Here is a 16,492-nt window from a genome sequence, read left to right on the forward strand (position 1 = left end):
GCAACGATGTTCAATGACTTGAGTCGCCTCGGTAAATACCTCGGTCAGGCCGCCCGCCTGATGGTCGGCATGCCCGACTACGACAACTACGTCGAGCACATGCAAAGCAAACACCCGGACAAACCGCTGATGGACTACGAGGCGTTCTTCCGCGAACGCCAGGAAGCCCGATACGGTGGCAAGGCGGGACCCAAGTGCTGTTGATCAACTGATTTCAGGTTGATGAGGTAACCCTGTGGGAGCGAGCCTGCTCGCGATGGCGTCGGGTCAGTTACGATGATGTTGACTGACCCACCGCCATCGCGAGCAGGCTCGCTCCCACAGTTGTTTTGGGGCGGCCTCGGGATTTGCATACACCACCGATCCCCCTTGTGGGGATCTCAGAATTTGCCTACACCCCAGATCCCCTGTGGGAGCGTGCCCGCTCGGGGCCGTACCATCCGGCCCGCGTTTACCCGAGCAGGTGCCCGACTATGTCGTAGAGGCTGTCGTTTGATATGCCGTTCTCCTGAGTGCAGTCACGGGGAGGGGGTAGGGCTTCTGGCCAGGCGCCGGCTTGAGCAGGAAACTGGCGAGGGCCGGGAGCAGCACCAGGGCACCCAGCATGTTCCAGAGGAACATGAAGGCCAGCAGGATGCCCATGTCGGCCTGGAACTTGATGGGCGAGAACACCCAGGTGGCGACGCCGATGGCCAGCGTCGCACCGGTCAGCAGTACGACCCGGCCGGTGAACAGCAGCGAGCGGTAGTAGGCGATGGACAGTGACTCACCGCGGCGCAGGTGCAACTGCAGGATGCTCAGCACATACAGGGCGTAGTCGATGCCGACGACCACACCCAGGGCAATCACCGGCAGCGTGGTGACTTTTACGCCGATGTCCAGCCAGACCATCAGCGCCTCCGCCAGTACCGAGGTCAACATCAAGGGCAGGATTGCGCACGCCACCGCGCGCCAGGAGCGGAACACCAAAAAGCACAGCAGGATCACCGCGCCATACACCCACAGCAGCATTTCACGGTTGGCCTTTTGCACCACGCTGTTGGTCGCGGCCTCGAGACCGGCGTTGCCGGCGGCCATCAGGAAGCGTTCATCGCCTTGATCGTTCGCTGCCGCAAAGGCCTGGATCTCTGTGACCAGCGCCTGCAAGGTCCCGGCCTTGTGGTCGCGCAGGAAAATCCTGAGCATCGACAGGTCGCAGCTGTGGTTGACCAGGCTTTGGGGCGCGTATTTGACCAGGTTATTGATCACCGCCTGGTTGGGTAGCAGGCCGATCCACTTGGGGTTGCCTTCGGTGAGCTGGCTGGTCATGACCTTGACGAACGCGGCAAATGAATCGGTGGCGACCACGCCGGGCTGCTGGCGCAGGCGCCATTCGAGCCGGTCGATGCGTTCGAGCAGGGCGTAGTTCATGCACTGTTGTGGCGCCGAGGTGACCATGACGATGAACACGTCGCTGCGGCTGCCATAGTTGGACGTGATGTAGGCGTTGTCCTGGTTGTAGCGCGAGTCGGTGCGCAGTTCCGGGGCGCTGGGGTCGAGATCGCCGATTTTCAGATGCAGGCTGACCATGAGCCCGCCGACGCCCAGGGCCAGGGCGGCGAGCAAGGTCGGCGCGGCCACCTTGCGTCGGGTAAACAGGTCCAGCCAGCGCCACAGCAGCGGGTGTACCTTTTCCTCCCGTTGTGCTTGCTCGCTACGCAGGCTGCGGGCCGTGGCCTGGGGGCCGACGCCGATGTAGCTCAGCAGAACAGGCAGCAGGATCAGGTTGGTGACGATCAGGAATGCCACACCCAGGCTGGCGGTCAGCGACAACTGGCGGATCACCTCGATCTTGATCAATAGCAGCACGGCGAAGCCGACGGCATCGCAGGCCAATGCCATGAGCCCGACCATGAACAGGCGGCGCAAGGTGTAGCGTGCGGCGATCAGGCGATGGGTACCACGACCGATGTCTTGCCGGTAGCCGTTTATCGTCTGTGCTCCGTGGCTCATGCCGATGGCGAACACCAAAAAAGGCACCAGGACGGTGTAGGGGGCCAGTTCGTAACCGAGCAACGGCAGGCTGCCAAGCCACCAGACCACCGCGATCGATGAGCAAAACAACACCAGCAACGTACTGCGCAGGCAACGGGTGCAGGCGAACATCACCAGGCCGGCGATCAGGATGGCCACGGCAAAAAAGGTCAGTACTTGGGCGAGTCCTTCGATCAGGTCGCCCACCACCTTGGCAAAACCGACAACGTGCAGGCGAATGTGCTCGTTCTGGTACTTGGCGCGGATGTCTTCAAGCTTGGCGCCGAAAACCCCGTAGTTCAGCGGTTCGCCGGTTTCGGTGTCGATGTCCAGCAGCGGTACCAGCAACATGCTCGATTTGAAATCACCGGCGACGATGCTGCCGATTTCACCCGAGCGTTCGATGTTCAGACGCAGTTGTTCCAGGCTGTCGGCCGAACCATCGTAGTGCGAGTCGATGACCTGGCCCTCGTCCAGGCCCGATTCGGTGATGCCCTGCCAGCGCAGGGTCGGGGTCCACAGCGACTTCATATAGGGCCGGTTGACCCCGGGGAGCAGGTACACCTCATCGCTGATCTTTTGCAGGGTTTCGAGATAGTTCTTGTCGAGAATGCTGCCCTGGGTATTTTCCACCACCACGCGGACTACGTTGCCCTGGCCGGCGAGGCTGTCCTGGTTGGCCTGGAAGTTGATGACGAACGGATGATCCTGGGGAATCAGCCGCTGGAAGCTGACATTGAGCGTCAACTGAGGCAACTGCGCGACAAAGAACCCGGTCAGCAGCAGGCAGGCCAACATCAGCCAGGGACGATGGTTGAACAGCAGGCGTTCGAGCAGCGAGCCCGAGCGGGTGTCGAACTGGCGCAGATCCGCGATCACCGGAGCCTCTTCGTGAGTAGTCTTCATGGCGTAGACTCCTGGGCGATCGATAGGGGGGCGGCGAGTTTCTCCGCCGGCAGGGTCACGATGCCGGCCAGGCTGGTGATCACCAGGCTGCCGTCAGTGGCTTGGGCGACAGCAGTCAGCGGTGCGCCCCAACCGAAGGGGACGGGTCGGAAACTGCGGCCCTGGTCCCGGCTGGTGTACACCCGGCCTCCCTGATCGAGCAGCACGACGCTGCCATCGCTCAATTGCAGGCCCGCGTTGAAGCTGGCCTTGGCGCCATCAATGGTGACGGGTTGCCATTGTTGCCCGCCGTCGTCGGAACGGAACACGTTTGCCTGCAGGCCGAACAACAGGAGCCGGTCGCTCGCCAATGACAGCAAGCCGAAGTAGCTGCCCTCACAGGGCGAGGCCACGCGTTTGAAGGAGCCGCCGCCTGGACTTGTCGCCAATAGCAGGCCTTGTTCCCCGGCGATGAACCGTGTCCGACCCTGGGTTTGCAAGGCGTAGAGGTGCAGGCCGTCCGGGTTCTCGACTTGACCGGAGAAGGCCCGCCAAGTCCTGCCCCCATCTCTGCTGCGCAACGCCAGATTGAAGGCGCCGACCACGCTGACGCGATTCGGGCCGTTGAACATCAGGGCCAGGAGAGGTTTGTCCGGGCCGTCGTCCACCAAGCGCTGGGCCGCATTCAGGTATTCGTCTTGGGCCGCTTCATCGAGCGAGGCGGCCTCCTGTTCGGCCTGGGCCAACGTCAGCGCGGCGGCCTGGATACCATCGAGTCGTTTGCGCCAGCTTTCGCCGCCGTCCTCGCTGGACAGCACCACACCCTGATGGCCGATGGCCCAGCCATGGTTTTTGTCGACGAAGGCTACGGCGGTCAGGTTGACATCCACCGGGACCGCGGCCTGATGCCAGGCCTTGCCGTTATCGTCGGACCAGATCACCAGCCCATGTTCACCCACCGCTACCAGGCGTTGCCCGGCGCGTACGATGCCATTGAGCAAGGCGCGTTGCGGTTGCGCCACACTGGGCGCCGGGCGATTGAGCGGGTCTGCCGATGTCGCCGCCGAGGCAATCTGCGCGGCGCCCAGGGTCAGCAATCCCCCGAGCAGCAAGCGTCTGGCCATCGCACGACTTCGTCGGCCCAAGCCAAGGGGACGGTACCTGTTAGCGAGCACCGGAACGTTCCAGTGATTGTGGGGTAAACATGCTGTTTGGTCGTTCATAGAACTTCACCGCCCCCTTGTCGTCGATCAGGTTGAGCGCCGCGTAGTCCTTGGCCTGAAGATTGTAGACAAGGGGGGTGGCGTTGTAGGCCGGCGGGATCAGCGGATAGACGAACAGCGTCAGGGTGGGGGTCTTCTACAACTGGCCCCTGGCGTGCCATGGGGCGGCCACCAGCACTTGCCAGGTGTCTTCATGGAGGTAAAAGCGAGGTTTGGGCACCCTGTGCCGTGCGTCGGAGCGCTATGTGGTGTCCACCATCCAGCCCCGTCGTATTGCACGTTCAGGGCTTGGCGCAGGTTATTTGTCGGGCTTGATATCGCTGTTGTGCCTGGAAATCACTCCGCCAGCAGCACCGCCGCATCGAACCCGACCCGCAAGTTGCCCCAATGGCGGCCGCCGAAGAAGAACGGTACGTCGATCTCGGTCATGATTTCCCCGGTATCGCGCAGGTAGGTCTGGAGCAGGAAGCGTTGGGTGTTGCCCGCCGCGCGCAGGCCGATCGGGTCGTTGAAGATGCGCTTGTTGCGGCACACCGGCAGGTCGACGGCGCGGTCACCGGTCGGTTGTTTCGACACCCAGCTGTTGTTCACTGGGCAATAACCCTTGGTGTCGACGATGAATGAGACTTTGCCGCCCGGGGTGCTGCGGGTGAGTTTGTCGCATTCTTCCTGGCAGACTTGGGCAAAACGCTCGGTGTAGCTGGTCATGTATTGCTTGGGATCGGTGCCGGGGATCAGTTGGTAGTTCTGATCGAACAGGTTGAGGCCATCCTGCTGCAGCGCCTCCAATTGGACCTGGAGGCCGTCGCGGCACTGGCTGGCCCGGGTGATGGCGGCATCCAGCTTGCCATGGCCGAGCACGAACCGGCCCAACAATGCCTGGACCTTTTCAGCGACACCGGACAAGTCACGGGTCGCCGTTGCCGAATGCTGCATGCGCTGGTCAATCGACTGGCTGTCGGCATGGATCTGCGTAACCCGTTCGTTGATACCCGTGTTGGATTCGGCGAAAAGCTGGATATGGGACGCGATATCGGCCAACTTGCCATTGGTGGATTCGAAGTCGCCGATCATGCTTTCGAAATGGCCCGAGGCACGCTCCACGACTTTCTGGGTTTCCCGGGCGCTGTGGCTGATCTGGTTGGTCTGTTCATGTGTGGAACTGACTTCTTCGAGCATGGCGTCGATGTTTCGTGAGATGTCGTCGGTAGCCCGGCTGACATTCTGCGCCAAGGTGCGCACCTCATCGGCCACCACGGCAAACCCCCGACCGCTTTCACCGGCCCGGGCGGCTTCGATGGCCGCGTTGAGGGCCAGCAGGTTGGTTTGGGCAGAGATCTGCTGGATCAGCCCAACGATGGACTTGATGCTCGAAGAACGTTGGTTCAGGGCGCCTACCAGCGTGGCGAATTCATTGAGGCTGCTGGAGATTTCACTGATGTTGCCCGTCACTTCCAGCAGTTCTGCATAGGAGTCGCGAGCCATGCTCAGGTTCTGCGCAGTGGTGCTGGAAATGCCCTGAGTCTGGCGCGAGACTTCTTCGATGCGACCTACGGCGGTGTTGCTCTGGTCCATCACTTCCTTGGCGAAGCGGGCCTGGTGAGTAGCGCTGTCGCTGGAGTCGCTGATGTTTTTCAACGAACGCGCCGATTCGACCGCAATGTGCACGGTCAGCGCCTGGACATTACTGATGATCTCCCGCTGCTTGGCCAGGAAGCGGTTGCAAGTGTCGGCCAGCACGCGGATTTCGTCGTGGGTCACCAGAGGCAGGTCTTTGGACAGGTCGCCTTCGCCGCTGGCGATCTCCTCGAGGGCCTTGGTCATGGCCGTGACGGGGCGCACGATGAGGTGGCGAAAGTACCAGACCATGAAGCTGATCATGCACAGCGTCAGCAGCGCGCCGAAGAGCAGGGCATGGGTGAGGCTGTCGAGCCGGCCTTCGACTTGCCCCAGCAGCGCGGGGTCCAGTTGCGCAGTGTGCAACTGCAGCACAATGTCGGCGCGGGCACTGACTGCCACCCAGTAAAGCAAGCCACTGACCACGACCAGCAGGAAAAGGCTCGACAGCTTTTTGGTGAGCGTATCGAAAAACTGCATCTCGATAGACTCGTACAAGGCCTTTAGCGTCTGCATCCGTTGCTCCCGGGTAAAAAATCACTTTGATTGCATACATTCGACCGCGCACGGCAAAGCTTTAGGGAAATGGGCGATTTGATATCACTGCGGCGGTTTCCGCGATCTTTAACCCGTCCCAGTAAGTGAGGGAACGCGGATGTCAATATCCAGGGTGGCGAAGGTAGACGAAAGTCGTACTAGCGCTCTGCCCAGCGACTGCTACGGTTTGAGTGGAAAACAATAAAAACAACGGGAGTTGATTTCCATGTCCACTCAAAAGCAACAGGCTGCGCGTGCCTACTGGACGGAGAACCTACGCTGGATGCTGGTATTGCTGGCAATCTGGTTCTTGGTGTCGTTCGGCTTTGGCATTTTGCTGGTTGACCAGCTCAACACCATCAGCTTCTTCGGTACGCCCCTGGGATTCTGGTTCGCCCAGCAGGGCTCCATCTACGTCTTTGTGCTCGAGATCTTCTTCTATGTCTGGAAGATGAATCAGCTCGATCGCAAATATGACGTCCACGAAGACTGAGGCCGACGAGCATGGATACCCAAACCCTGATCTACCTGTTCGTCGGCGCGTCCTTTGCGCTCTATATCGCCATTGCCATCTGGACGCGCGCCGGCTCCACCAGCGAGTACTACGTTGCCAGCAAAGGCGTGCACCCGGTACTCAACGGCATGGCCACCGGGGCCGACTGGATGTCGGCCGCCTCGTTCATCTCCATGGCTGGGATCATCGCCTTCGCCGGCTATGACGGCTCGGTCTACCTGATGGGCTGGACCGGCGGCTATGTGCTGCTGGCGATGTGTCTGGCGCCGTATCTGCGCAAGTTCGGCAAGTTCACTGTCCCGGAGTTCGTCGGCGCGCGTTACTACTCGCAGACGGCGCGGGTGGTGGCGGTGATCTGCGTGATCTTCATTTCCTTCACGTATGTGGCAGGGCAGATGCGCGGTGTGGGCATCGTGTTCTCCCGTTACCTGGAAGTGGATATCAATACCGGCGTGATGATCGGTATGGCCATCGTGTTCTTCTATTCCGTGCTGGGCGGCATGAAGGGCATCACCTACACGCAGGTGGCGCAGTACTGCGTGATGATTTTTGCCTACATGGTGCCGGCGATCTACATCTCGATCATGATCACCGGTAATCCGATCCCGCAACTGGGCTTCATCAGCGAGGTCACCGGCTCCGGCCAGAGTGTGATCGAGCGGCTCAACGGGCTGGGTGCGGAGCTGGGTTTCACGGCCTATACCGACGGCACCAAATCGACCACCGACGTGTTTTTCATCACCATGGCGCTGATGGTCGGGACTGCGGGCCTGCCTCATGTGATCGTGCGTTTCTTCACCACCCCGACAGTGCGTGATGCGCGCAAGTCAGCAGGTTACGCACTGCTGTTCATCGCTGTCCTCTACACCACCGCGCCGGCCGTGGCGGCTTTCGCGCGCACCAATCTGCTGACCTCGATCCCCAACGTCAGCTACGCCACCGCGCCAACATGGTTCAAGACCTGGGAAAATTCGGGGCTGATCGCCTGGGCGGACAAGAACAACGACGGCATCATCCAGTATGGCCCGGGGGCAGCCCTGGTCGGCGCGCCGAGCTTCACGGGTGAACGCGGGGCGAACGAGCAGCGGCTGCTGAGCAACCAGGTTTCACCGGTGGCCAACGAACTGTATGTCGACAACGACATCATGGTTCTGGCCAACCCGGAGATTGCCGGGTTGCCAGGCTGGGTCATCGCCCTGATTGCCGCCGGTGGCCTGGCGGCGGCGCTGTCGACGGCAGCGGGGTTGCTGCTGGTGATTTCCACATCGGTCTCCCATGACCTGCTCAAAAGCAACATCATGCCCAGGATCACTGAAAAGCAAGAGTTGCTGGCCGCCCGGATCGCCGCTGGCGTGGCGGTGCTGATCGCCGGGTTGTTCGGCATCTACCCGCCGGCATTCGTGGCCCAGGTGGTGGCGTTCGCCTTTGGACTGGCGGCGTCCTCGTTCTTCCCGGTGATTGTCATGGGGATCTTCTCCAAACGCATGAACCGCGAAGGCGCGATCGCGGGGATGATTGTGGGGCTGACGTTTACATTCACCTACATCGTCTACTTCAAATTCATCAATCCGGCGATGAACACTGCCGAGCACTGGTGGCTGGGCGTATCGCCCGAAGGCATCGGCACCCTGGGGATGCTCTTCAACTTCGTAGCCGCGGTGGTGGTGTCACGCTTTACCGCGCCGCCGCCGGAGCACATTCAGCACCTGGTGGAAGATATCCGGGTTCCAAGGGGGGCGGGTGCGGCCATCGATCATTGATGTGCGGTAAGCCCTGATAACAGGGGTGGGAAACGAACAAAGGCGCCGGAGTGATCCGGCGTCTTTTTTTTGCGCGGGTCAAGCGGGAAAGCGTTAGAAATATTTACTGGGAATCATTCTCAAAGTATATTCTCTCTCATTAACATCCCTCTGTGAGTGCTGCGTCTTGAATCGTTCCACCCCTCTCGCTACCCGCAACGCCTTTTTTAAACGCGTGTTGCCAACGCTGTCCTGCTGTTTCATTGCAAGCCCTTTGTGGGCGCAGGACATTCTCGAACTGCCAACCACGGACATCCAGGGCAGTCGCATCACTCAGGACGAAGGGTACACGGCGTCGCAAGCCAGCACCGCGAGCAAAAGCGATGTACCGATCAAGGAAGAGGCGCAGTCGATCAACGTGGTGACCCGGCAGACCCTGGCGGACTATCAGGTGCGCTCGCTGGGCGATGCGATGAAATTTGTCAGCGGCGTCAGCCAGGGCAATACCCTGGGCGGTTCGCGGGATTCGCTGGTCAAGCGCGGTTTCGGCACCAACGATGACGGCTCGATCCTGCGCGATGGTGTGCGTTCGAACCTGGGACGTAACTTCAGCGCCACCACCGAGCGGGTCGAAGTGCTCAAGGGCCCGGCCTCGATGTTATACGGCGCGCTGGAGCCCGGCGGCCTGGTCAACATCATCAGCAAGAAACCCGAATACACCCAGAGCACCACACTGAGCGGCTCGGCCTACAGCGAAGGTGGCGGCACCATGGCCCTGGATACCACCGGGCCGTTGGGCGATACCGGCCTGGCGTATCGGTTGATCGCCGAGCGTGGGCATGAGGATTATTGGCGCAACTATGGCGTCAACGAGAGCACGCTGGTGGCGCCGTCCCTGGCCTGGACGGGTGAGCGGGCCTCGTTGAACCTCAGTTATGAGTACAACGAATATTCCAATCCCTTCGACCGCGGCACTGTATTCACCGACGGGCATCCGGCCGACATTGACTACAACAAGCGCCTTGATGAGCCTTGGGCCAAAAGCGTGGGGATTCGCGAAACGGCGACAGCGCGGTTTGAGTATGAGCTGAGTGAAGCGTGGAAGACCCGCGTGACCTATGGCTGGAACAATGATCGGTATAGTCTTTCGATTGCGCAGCCCAATTCGCTGACGGGTAATAATTTGCGCCGTGCCGCCAACGGTGCTCACTATGACGATGAAACCCGCTACGCCAGCTGGGATTTCATCGGCAGGCAGCAATTGTTTGGTCAGCGTCATGACCTGCTGGTTGGGGCTGACAATCAAGTGTCTGACCAATTTCGTGGCAAGACCTACCGCAATACTGCTCAGGGTGGTTTCGACATCACTTCGCCGACCTACGGCAACCTGCCAGAGCCAAGCCAGATCAGTGCTCCCCAAAGCGACCTGAGTAACCAGTTGACCTCCAGCTCCGTTTATCTCAAGGACAACTGGCACCTCGACGACCACTGGATTCTAGTCTTGGGTGGCCGCTACCAGCATTACGATCAATACAGCGACCAAGGTTTGGGCAGCCGTTATGTGGTCAACCGCGATGACAACGGCGACGCTTTTGTACCGTTCCTGGGGCTGGTCTACAAAGCCACCGACAACCTGTCGCTGTATGGCAACTACAGTCGCTCCTTCAAGCCCAACGATGACGTGGACGATGCCGGCAACACCTTCGATCCAGAGGAGGGCCGCAGTTATGAAATCGGCGCCAAATACGACCCGCTACCGGGCCTGAACATCAACCTTGCGCTGTATGACATCGTGAAGAAGAACGTCGTAACGTCCTCCACGGTCAATGGCGTCACGTTGGCAGAAGCCGCCGGCAAAGTCGGCTCCCAAGGTCTGGAACTCGACGTCACCGGTCGTCTGGCCGAGCGTTGGGATCTGATCGGCACCTACGCCTACACCCACACGGAAATCCTCGACGATCCGGATGACGAAGGCCACCGCCTGGCCAACGCACCCAAGCACACCGCCAGCCTGTACCTGACCCACCACCTGAACGTGCCTGCCGAATTCGGCGCCTGGCACGCCGGCGCCGGTGCCCGTTACGTCGGCGAGCGCGCCGCCAACAACGCCAACGATTTCTGGCTCAGCAGCTACACCGTGGCCGATGCCTTCCTGCGCTGGGAGTCACCGGTATTGGGGCACAAAACCTCGTTGCAGTTGAACGTGGACAACCTGTTCGATAAACATTACTACCCGTCTTCCACCGGCAGCCAATTGCAGGTCAATGTCGGCGAACCGCGTACCGCCCGCCTGAGTGCCAGCGTGACGTTCTGAGTGCGCTGTTCTGAAAACAAAAAATGCCCGGAACCGAGTTCCGGGCATTTTTTATTCGGGGCCAGCGGCTAAGCCAGTGTGCGGCCAACGGGTACCTGCGTGATGTCACGTTTAGCGCCCGCCCTCAACGCGTGGCGCAGCTTCAGCGCCGGTCGCTCAACGCAGTAATACGACAAGCCACTCAATGCCAGCGACAACACCAGCACCAGTGTAATCATCAGGGCGCTGTACTCAACCGGCCAGAACGCCCGCAACACGTACATCACCACAAAATGGTTGAGGAACACGCCATAGCTGATATTCCCCAGAAACTCATCCATCCAGTGATGCTTGAGCCTGCTGAGCACATGCACCGCCGGCACACCCAAGACTATGCCCAAGGTTACCTCTGCGTTGAAGGGGCGGCGGGGAATGAACCCGACAACAATGGCCAGGAACATTATCGCTGCCACGACCGTGGTGATGGAGGCGACCCATAGTCCTTTGGCCTGGGCGTGGTACAGGTAGCTGCCACACAGGAAGATGAACAATACGCCCGGCAGTAGACGGTAGCCGTAGATGTCGGTGTTGACGTAGCCCAGCGAGGCGACCAGGAAAACCGTTACGGACACCGCGAACGCAATGCCTCGGGCCTTATAAAGGATCAGAAACGGGATCAGCAGGTAAAAGCACATCTCCAGCCCCAGAGACCAGCCAGGTGGCAGGATCTCCGGCACAGTGACGCCGAACATATAGAAACCCAGCGGCACGATGGGCAGGCTGGTGGCGATGTTTTCGATTGTCAGCGCCGCCGCCTGTGGCGTGCCCGGCAGCAGGAAATGAATCACCGCGCAGGAGAGGACGAAATACAGAAGGAACTGCGGGTAAAGTCTCAACAATCGGTCAAGGTAGAACAGGCCGATTTTCCCTGGGACGTTGTAGCTCCTGTCGATCAAGGGCGTCATCACAAAACCGCTGATAATCAGAAACGACACCACGGCAACAACGCCGGGGTTGAACCCCACGAACATCACGCCCATGTGGGAAATCGCCACGAGCATGGCCAGCAGCAACCGATAACTCCCCACGCCCATCATCCTTAATCAGAGTTGATCCGTTGAACGGTTAAGTTATTGGGGTTTATCGGCGCTGAACAGAGGTTTGCGGGGCGGCGACGGGGAAGTGGGGGAATTTGGCAGATATGACATCGTTGTCTCAGTCAGGCCGCCATCGCGAGCAGGCTCGCTCCCACATTGGCCGCGGGTGTTCACTCATTATGTGAACGCCATAGCCCCCCTGTGGGAGCGAGCCTGCTCGCGATGACGGTGGAACTGACCCCGTGGGTTCCAGGGTTGGATATCAATTGAAGGCCGGCACCACCTGCTGGATAAACAGCTCCAGGGACTTCTTCTTCTCGGCATGGGACAGGCTGTTGTCACACCAGAAGCTGAACTCATCCACGCCCAGTTCCTGGTAATACTTGATCCGTTCGATGATCTGCTGCGGGGTGCCGATCATGGTGTTCTTGCGAATGTTCTCCAGCTGGAACTCCGGACGCTCGGCGAATTTTTCTTCCGGACTTGGTGCCAGAAAGCCGTTGACCGGAACTTGCTTGTTGCCGAACCAGGCATCGAAGGTGCGGTAGAACTTGGAGATTGCCTGGGCGCCGATTTTCCAGCCTTCGGGATCGTCGGCGGCATGCACGTGGGTGTGACGCAGCACCATCTCCTGATTGCGGGATAAATCTTTTGCTTAAAGTGAGAGTCGCTTTTGAGCGCTCTGAAGGGCGGTGAGTATAAATTTCCCTCTTTCGGGGCATTACCGACCTGTTACCTGACTTATTGCACCGATTCGACTCGTTCGGGCGCATGTAGGAAAAAGCTGAAATAAACGTTTCAGCGTATAAAGGAGCGTATGTCGCAAAAATGAAACTAAATATCGCGGGGGCGTACATCTACGACGGTTTCTCCAGCAATGTCCTGGTGTACCGGGCTTAGGCACAGCCTTTGCTAGAGTTCAAGAGAGTAGGCCACTACAGCGCGGGGTTATCAGAGGAGCATTCACGGCGCAGATTTAATCAGGGGGCGCACGTCATCCAGACGCAAAGGCCAGATCAGAGACCGGTGCAATCGAGGTACTCAGAAAAACAGGGCTCATTAAAACAAAGCAAGGCCGGACCATTGGAATGACGAAGTGATAAAAAATGCCGTGTAGAACGCGGCTGGGAGTTGGCTATGCCCCAAGCTTTTTTTAATGAAATGTATGATGCAAAGGGTGACTGCCGCCCGCACTATCAAGCCTTCTCACGCTGGCTGGCGGACACGCCGCTGGAGCTGCTGGAACAGCGGCGTCGCGAAGCCGATCTGCTGTTTCATCGAGCCGGTATCACCTTCACCCTTTACGGTGACGAGCAGGGTACCGAACGATTGATTCCGTTCGACATCATTCCTCGCAGCATCAAGGCCAGCGAATGGAAGATGGTCGAGCGTGGCTGCATTCAGCGGGTCCAGGCCCTGAACATGTTTCTGGCCGACATCTACCATGGGCAGCGGATCCTCAAGGAAAAAATCATTCCGGCCGAGCAGGTGCTCGCCAATGAGGGTTATCAAATCGCGATGCAAGGCCTGGACTTGCACCGAGGCATTTATGCCCACATCGCCGGTGTCGACCTGGTTCGCGACGGTGACGGCAGTTATTACGTACTTGAGGACAACCTGCGTACCCCCAGCGGCGTGAGCTACATGCTCGAAGACCGCAAGATGATGATGCGCCTGTTCCCCGAGCTCTTCGCCGCCCAGCGCGTGGCGCCCATCGATCACTACCCGAATCTGTTGCTCGACACCCTCAAGAGTTCAAGCCCCCTGGACAACCCGACCGCCGTGGTGCTGACCCCCGGTCGTTTCAACAGTGCCTATTTCGAACATGCGTTCCTGGCCCGTGAAATGGGGGTGGAACTGGTGGAGGGCGCCGATCTGTTCGTGCGCGACGACCATGTCTACATGCGCACCACCGCAGGCCCCCAGCAGGTGGATGTGATCTATCGCCGCCTTGACGATGATTACCTCGATCCGCTGTCGTTCAACCCCGACTCCATGTTGGGCGTCCCCGGACTGATCGCCGTTTACCGGTCAGGCAACGTGGTGCTGGCGAATGCGGTGGGTACGGGCGTGGCCGATGACAAATCGATCTACCCTTACGTCGACGAGATGATCCGCTTTTACCTCACCGAAGAGCCGATTCTAAAGAACGTGCCGACCTGGCAGTGCCGCAAGCCCCAGGATCTGTCCCACGTGCTGGCCAACCTGCCTGACCTGGTGGTCAAGGAAACCCAGGGCTCCGGCGGTTACGGCATGCTGGTAGGGCCGGCAGCCACAGCGGCGCAGATCGAAGACTTCCGCGCACGCCTCAAGGCCCGCCCCGAAGCCTACATCGCCCAACCGACGTTGAGCCTTTCCACCTGCCCGACCTTCGTCGAGAGCGGTATCGCCCCGCGCCACATCGATCTGCGTCCGTTCGTGTTGTCGGGCAAGGAAACCCGCCTGGTGCCCGGCGGGCTGACCCGCGTGGCACTTCGCGACGGCTCGCTGGTGGTCAATTCGTCCCAGGGTGGCGGCACCAAAGACACTTGGGTAGTGGAGGACTAAGACATGCTTTCAAGAACCGCTTCGGACCTCTACTGGATGTCCCGCTACCTGGAGCGCGCCGAGAACCTGGCGCGCATGCTCGAAGTCAGTTACTCGCTGTCGCTCATGCCCCAGGCCGGGCGCAGCGACGGGCATGCCGAGCTGGCGATGTCGTTGCTGGCGGCCGGCACGCTGGACGATTACAACGCCCGTTATGACGCGCTGAACACCGAACGCATGTTGCATTTTTTCGCACTGGACGAAACCAACCCAGGAAGCATCTACAGCTGTCTGCGGGCGGCGCGGACCAATGCCCATGCGGTGCGTGGACGCATCACCGCCGATATGTGGGAGAACATCAACGCCACCTGGCTGGAGATGCGCAACATTGCCAGCAATGGTCTGGGCCGCTACGGCATCAGCCACTTCTGTGAATGGGTCAAGGAGCGCTCGCACCTGTTCCGTGGCGCGACGTCGGGCACCATCATGCGCAACGATGCCTATAGATTCATTCGTCTGGGAACCTTTATCGAGCGGGCGGACAACACCCTGCGTCTGCTGGACGCCCGCTACGAAATGTTTGGTGAGGAGTCGGAAGAGGTCAGCGACAACTCGGCACGCGGTTATTACCAGTGGAGCGCCTTGCTGCGGGCGTTGTCTTCGTTTGAAGCGTTCAACGAGATCTACCGCAATGCGCCCAACGCCGAGCAGGTCTCGGAAATGTTGCTGCTGCGCGCCGACGTTCCGCGCTCGTTGCATGCCTGTATTGAGGAGCTGGACCAGATCCTCTCCAGCCTGCCGGGCAACAATGGCCGCCCGGCCCAACGCCTGGCCGCTGAACTGAACGCGCGGCTGCGTTACTCCGGCATCGACGAGATCCTGGCATCGGGCCTGCATCAATGGCTGACCGACCTCATTGGCCAGATTCGCCACCTGGGCCAGACCGTTCACGAGTCTTATCTGGAGGTGGTATGAAACTTTCCATACGCCACGACACGACCTATAGCTATGCCGATGAAGTGTGCACCAGCATCCAGTTCCTGCGCTTGACCCCCAAGGACACTCAGCGTCAACGCATCCTGCAATGGCATCTGGAATTGCCACGTCTGGTGCGCAGCCAGCTCGATCCCTACGGCAATATCCTGCATGTGATGACCATGGACGAGCCCCATGGCGCTCTGGTGCTCACGGCTTATGGCGAGGTGGAAATCCATCAGGCGGTGCAGATGGAGCCGGACAGCCAGTCACCGCTGCCATTTCTGCGCCCCAGCCGCCTCACCCAGGCCGATGATGCTCTCGCGGCCTTTGCTGTGGAGCAATGCGCAGCCCGACGTGATCGCTCGGCACTGACCGATTTGATGAACGGCCTGGCTGCACGCATGCCCTACAGCCCGGGCACGACCGAGGTCAGCAGTACCGCCGCCGAAGCCTTCGCCGGGGGCGTGGGGGTTTGTCAGGATCATACCCACGCATTTCTGGCCTGCGCGCGTAGCCTGGGGGTTCCGGCGCGCTATGTCTCCGGTTACCTGTGCACCGAAGATGAAAGTCATCTGGCGAGCCACGCCTGGGCTGAAGCCTGGCTGGAGGACGGCTGGTACAGCTTCGACGTGACCAATCGCCTGACCTGTCCGGATCGGCATTTGAAACTGGCGGTCGGCCTGGACTACCTCGACGCCTGTCCGGTACGTGGCATGCGCCGCGGTGGCGGGGCAGAGCAGATGCACGCGCGGGTGCAGGTGAACTCAATGGTTCAGGTGCAGCATCAGTAGGTGAGGAAAGTACTGAGGCCCAAGCCCATGTGGGAGCAAAGCTTGCTCGCGAAGACGGCGGCACAGTCAGTATTGATGCAAACGGATCACCGCAATCGCGAGCAAGCTTTGCTCCCACAGGCTTGGCCCTGGATACCTGAATGTTCGCTGGCTTATAGTGAACGGCCTTTTCAGGTCTCCAGGGAGGAGCCGCATGTCCGAGCCTTCGATCAGCCTCACTCGCTTCAATGAAGCTCATATCGGTGGGGTCACCGCGCTCTACAACGACCCGGGGTCGCC

General features: G+C 60.0%; 11 protein-coding genes and 2 pseudogenes. 7 read left to right on the top strand and 6 right to left on the bottom strand.

Going from position 1 to position 16,492, the window contains the following annotated elements; all coding sequences use genetic code 11:
• The first annotated feature begins 6 nt into the window (after nucleotides 1-6).
• On the top strand, nucleotides 7-204 hold the full coding sequence (locus AC3I65_RS11245) for a YbdD/YjiX family protein (protein ID WP_047230563.1): 198 nt from the start codon (nucleotides 7-9) through the stop codon (nucleotides 202-204).
• Nucleotides 205-471: 267 nt separating this feature from the next.
• On the opposite strand, the gene AC3I65_RS11250 is transcribed toward AC3I65_RS11245, so the two are convergent.
• The 4 genes and pseudogenes from AC3I65_RS11250 to AC3I65_RS11265 form a co-directional block, all read right to left on the bottom strand.
• Entirely contained in the window at nucleotides 472-2,919 is a 2,448-nt protein-coding gene (locus tag AC3I65_RS11250; RefSeq protein WP_488523724.1) for an efflux RND transporter permease subunit, read from the bottom strand.
• Entirely contained in the window at nucleotides 2,916-4,022 is a 1,107-nt protein-coding gene (locus AC3I65_RS11255) for a WD40/YVTN/BNR-like repeat-containing protein (RefSeq protein ID WP_488523725.1), read from the bottom strand. Before AC3I65_RS11255 ends, AC3I65_RS11250 begins: the two co-directional genes overlap by 4 nt.
• 235 nt (nucleotides 4,023-4,257) lie before the next feature.
• A pseudogene (locus tag AC3I65_RS11260) lies at nucleotides 4,258-4,347 on the bottom strand (hypothetical protein); the annotation flags it as partial.
• Between the two features lie 110 nt (nucleotides 4,348-4,457).
• Nucleotides 4,458-6,254 (bottom strand): methyl-accepting chemotaxis protein, encoded by a 1,797-nt coding sequence (locus AC3I65_RS11265; RefSeq protein WP_047230536.1) that lies wholly within the window; start codon nucleotides 6,252-6,254, stop codon nucleotides 4,458-4,460.
• Nucleotides 6,255-6,501: 247 nt separating this feature from the next.
• Here AC3I65_RS11265 and AC3I65_RS11270 point away from each other — a divergent pair, with 247 nt between their 5' ends.
• From AC3I65_RS11270 to AC3I65_RS11280, 3 genes are all read left to right on the top strand, one after another.
• Nucleotides 6,502-6,768 carry a DUF4212 domain-containing protein gene (locus AC3I65_RS11270; RefSeq protein ID WP_047230535.1) on the top strand — a complete coding sequence of 89 codons (267 nt, stop codon included), beginning with the start codon at nucleotides 6,502-6,504 and terminating at the stop codon, nucleotides 6,766-6,768.
• 11 nt (nucleotides 6,769-6,779) lie between these two features.
• Complete coding sequence (locus AC3I65_RS11275) at nucleotides 6,780-8,549, top strand: sodium:solute symporter family protein (RefSeq protein ID WP_107322618.1); 1,770 nt, start codon at nucleotides 6,780-6,782, stop codon at nucleotides 8,547-8,549.
• A 166-nt stretch (nucleotides 8,550-8,715) separates the two neighbouring features.
• A complete protein-coding gene (locus tag AC3I65_RS11280; protein WP_047230533.1) occupies nucleotides 8,716-10,842 on the top strand; it encodes a TonB-dependent siderophore receptor in 2,127 nt (708 codons plus the stop codon).
• A gap of 68 nt (nucleotides 10,843-10,910) precedes the next feature.
• On the opposite strand, the gene AC3I65_RS11285 is transcribed toward AC3I65_RS11280, so the two are convergent.
• Both AC3I65_RS11285 and AC3I65_RS11290 read right to left on the bottom strand, forming a co-directional pair.
• Complete coding sequence (locus AC3I65_RS11285; protein WP_178129671.1) at nucleotides 10,911-11,918, bottom strand: acyltransferase family protein; 1,008 nt, start codon at nucleotides 11,916-11,918, stop codon at nucleotides 10,911-10,913.
• Between the two features lie 262 nt (nucleotides 11,919-12,180).
• A pseudogene (locus tag AC3I65_RS11290) lies at nucleotides 12,181-12,567 on the bottom strand (LLM class flavin-dependent oxidoreductase); the annotation flags it as partial.
• 488 nt (nucleotides 12,568-13,055) lie between these two features.
• Between AC3I65_RS11290 and AC3I65_RS11295 the strand changes: the two are divergent.
• The 3 genes from AC3I65_RS11295 to AC3I65_RS11305 are packed head-to-tail and all read left to right on the top strand — an operon-like array spanning nucleotide 13,056 to nucleotide 16,213.
• Nucleotides 13,056-14,465, top strand: a complete 1,410-nt coding sequence (locus AC3I65_RS11295) for a circularly permuted type 2 ATP-grasp protein (protein ID WP_076385079.1) — start codon at nucleotides 13,056-13,058, stop codon at nucleotides 14,463-14,465.
• 3 nt (nucleotides 14,466-14,468) lie between these two features.
• Nucleotides 14,469-15,419, top strand: a complete 951-nt coding sequence (locus AC3I65_RS11300) for an alpha-E domain-containing protein (RefSeq protein WP_047226611.1) — start codon at nucleotides 14,469-14,471, stop codon at nucleotides 15,417-15,419.
• Complete coding sequence (locus AC3I65_RS11305) at nucleotides 15,416-16,213, top strand: transglutaminase family protein (protein ID WP_047226610.1); 798 nt, start codon at nucleotides 15,416-15,418, stop codon at nucleotides 16,211-16,213. The genes AC3I65_RS11300 and AC3I65_RS11305 overlap by 4 nt, the downstream gene beginning before the upstream one ends.
• Nucleotides 16,214-16,492 lie beyond the last annotated feature (279 nt).

The organism is Pseudomonas sp. N-1-13 (assembly GCF_057787095.1).

What these genes read in the sequence shown, in the direction of transcription:
- AC3I65_RS11245 (WP_047230563.1), top strand. Translation starts at nt 7, where the DNA reads ATGTTCAATGACTTGAGTCGCCTCGGTAAATACCTCGGTCAGGCCGCC.
- AC3I65_RS11250 (WP_488523724.1), bottom strand. Translation starts at nt 2,919, where the DNA reads ATGAAGACTACTCACGAAGAGGCTCCGGTGATCGCGGATCTGCGCCAG.
- AC3I65_RS11255 (WP_488523725.1), bottom strand. Translation starts at nt 4,022, where the DNA reads ATGGCCAGACGCTTGCTGCTCGGGGGATTGCTGACCCTGGGCGCCGCG.
- AC3I65_RS11265 (WP_047230536.1), bottom strand. Translation starts at nt 6,254, where the DNA reads ATGCAGACGCTAAAGGCCTTGTACGAGTCTATCGAGATGCAGTTTTTC.
- AC3I65_RS11270 (WP_047230535.1), top strand. Translation starts at nt 6,502, where the DNA reads ATGTCCACTCAAAAGCAACAGGCTGCGCGTGCCTACTGGACGGAGAAC.
- AC3I65_RS11275 (WP_107322618.1), top strand. Translation starts at nt 6,780, where the DNA reads ATGGATACCCAAACCCTGATCTACCTGTTCGTCGGCGCGTCCTTTGCG.
- AC3I65_RS11285 (WP_178129671.1), bottom strand. Translation starts at nt 11,918, where the DNA reads ATGATGGGCGTGGGGAGTTATCGGTTGCTGCTGGCCATGCTCGTGGCG.
- AC3I65_RS11295 (WP_076385079.1), top strand. Translation starts at nt 13,056, where the DNA reads ATGCCCCAAGCTTTTTTTAATGAAATGTATGATGCAAAGGGTGACTGC.
- AC3I65_RS11300 (WP_047226611.1), top strand. Translation starts at nt 14,469, where the DNA reads ATGCTTTCAAGAACCGCTTCGGACCTCTACTGGATGTCCCGCTACCTG.
- AC3I65_RS11305 (WP_047226610.1), top strand. Translation starts at nt 15,416, where the DNA reads ATGAAACTTTCCATACGCCACGACACGACCTATAGCTATGCCGATGAA.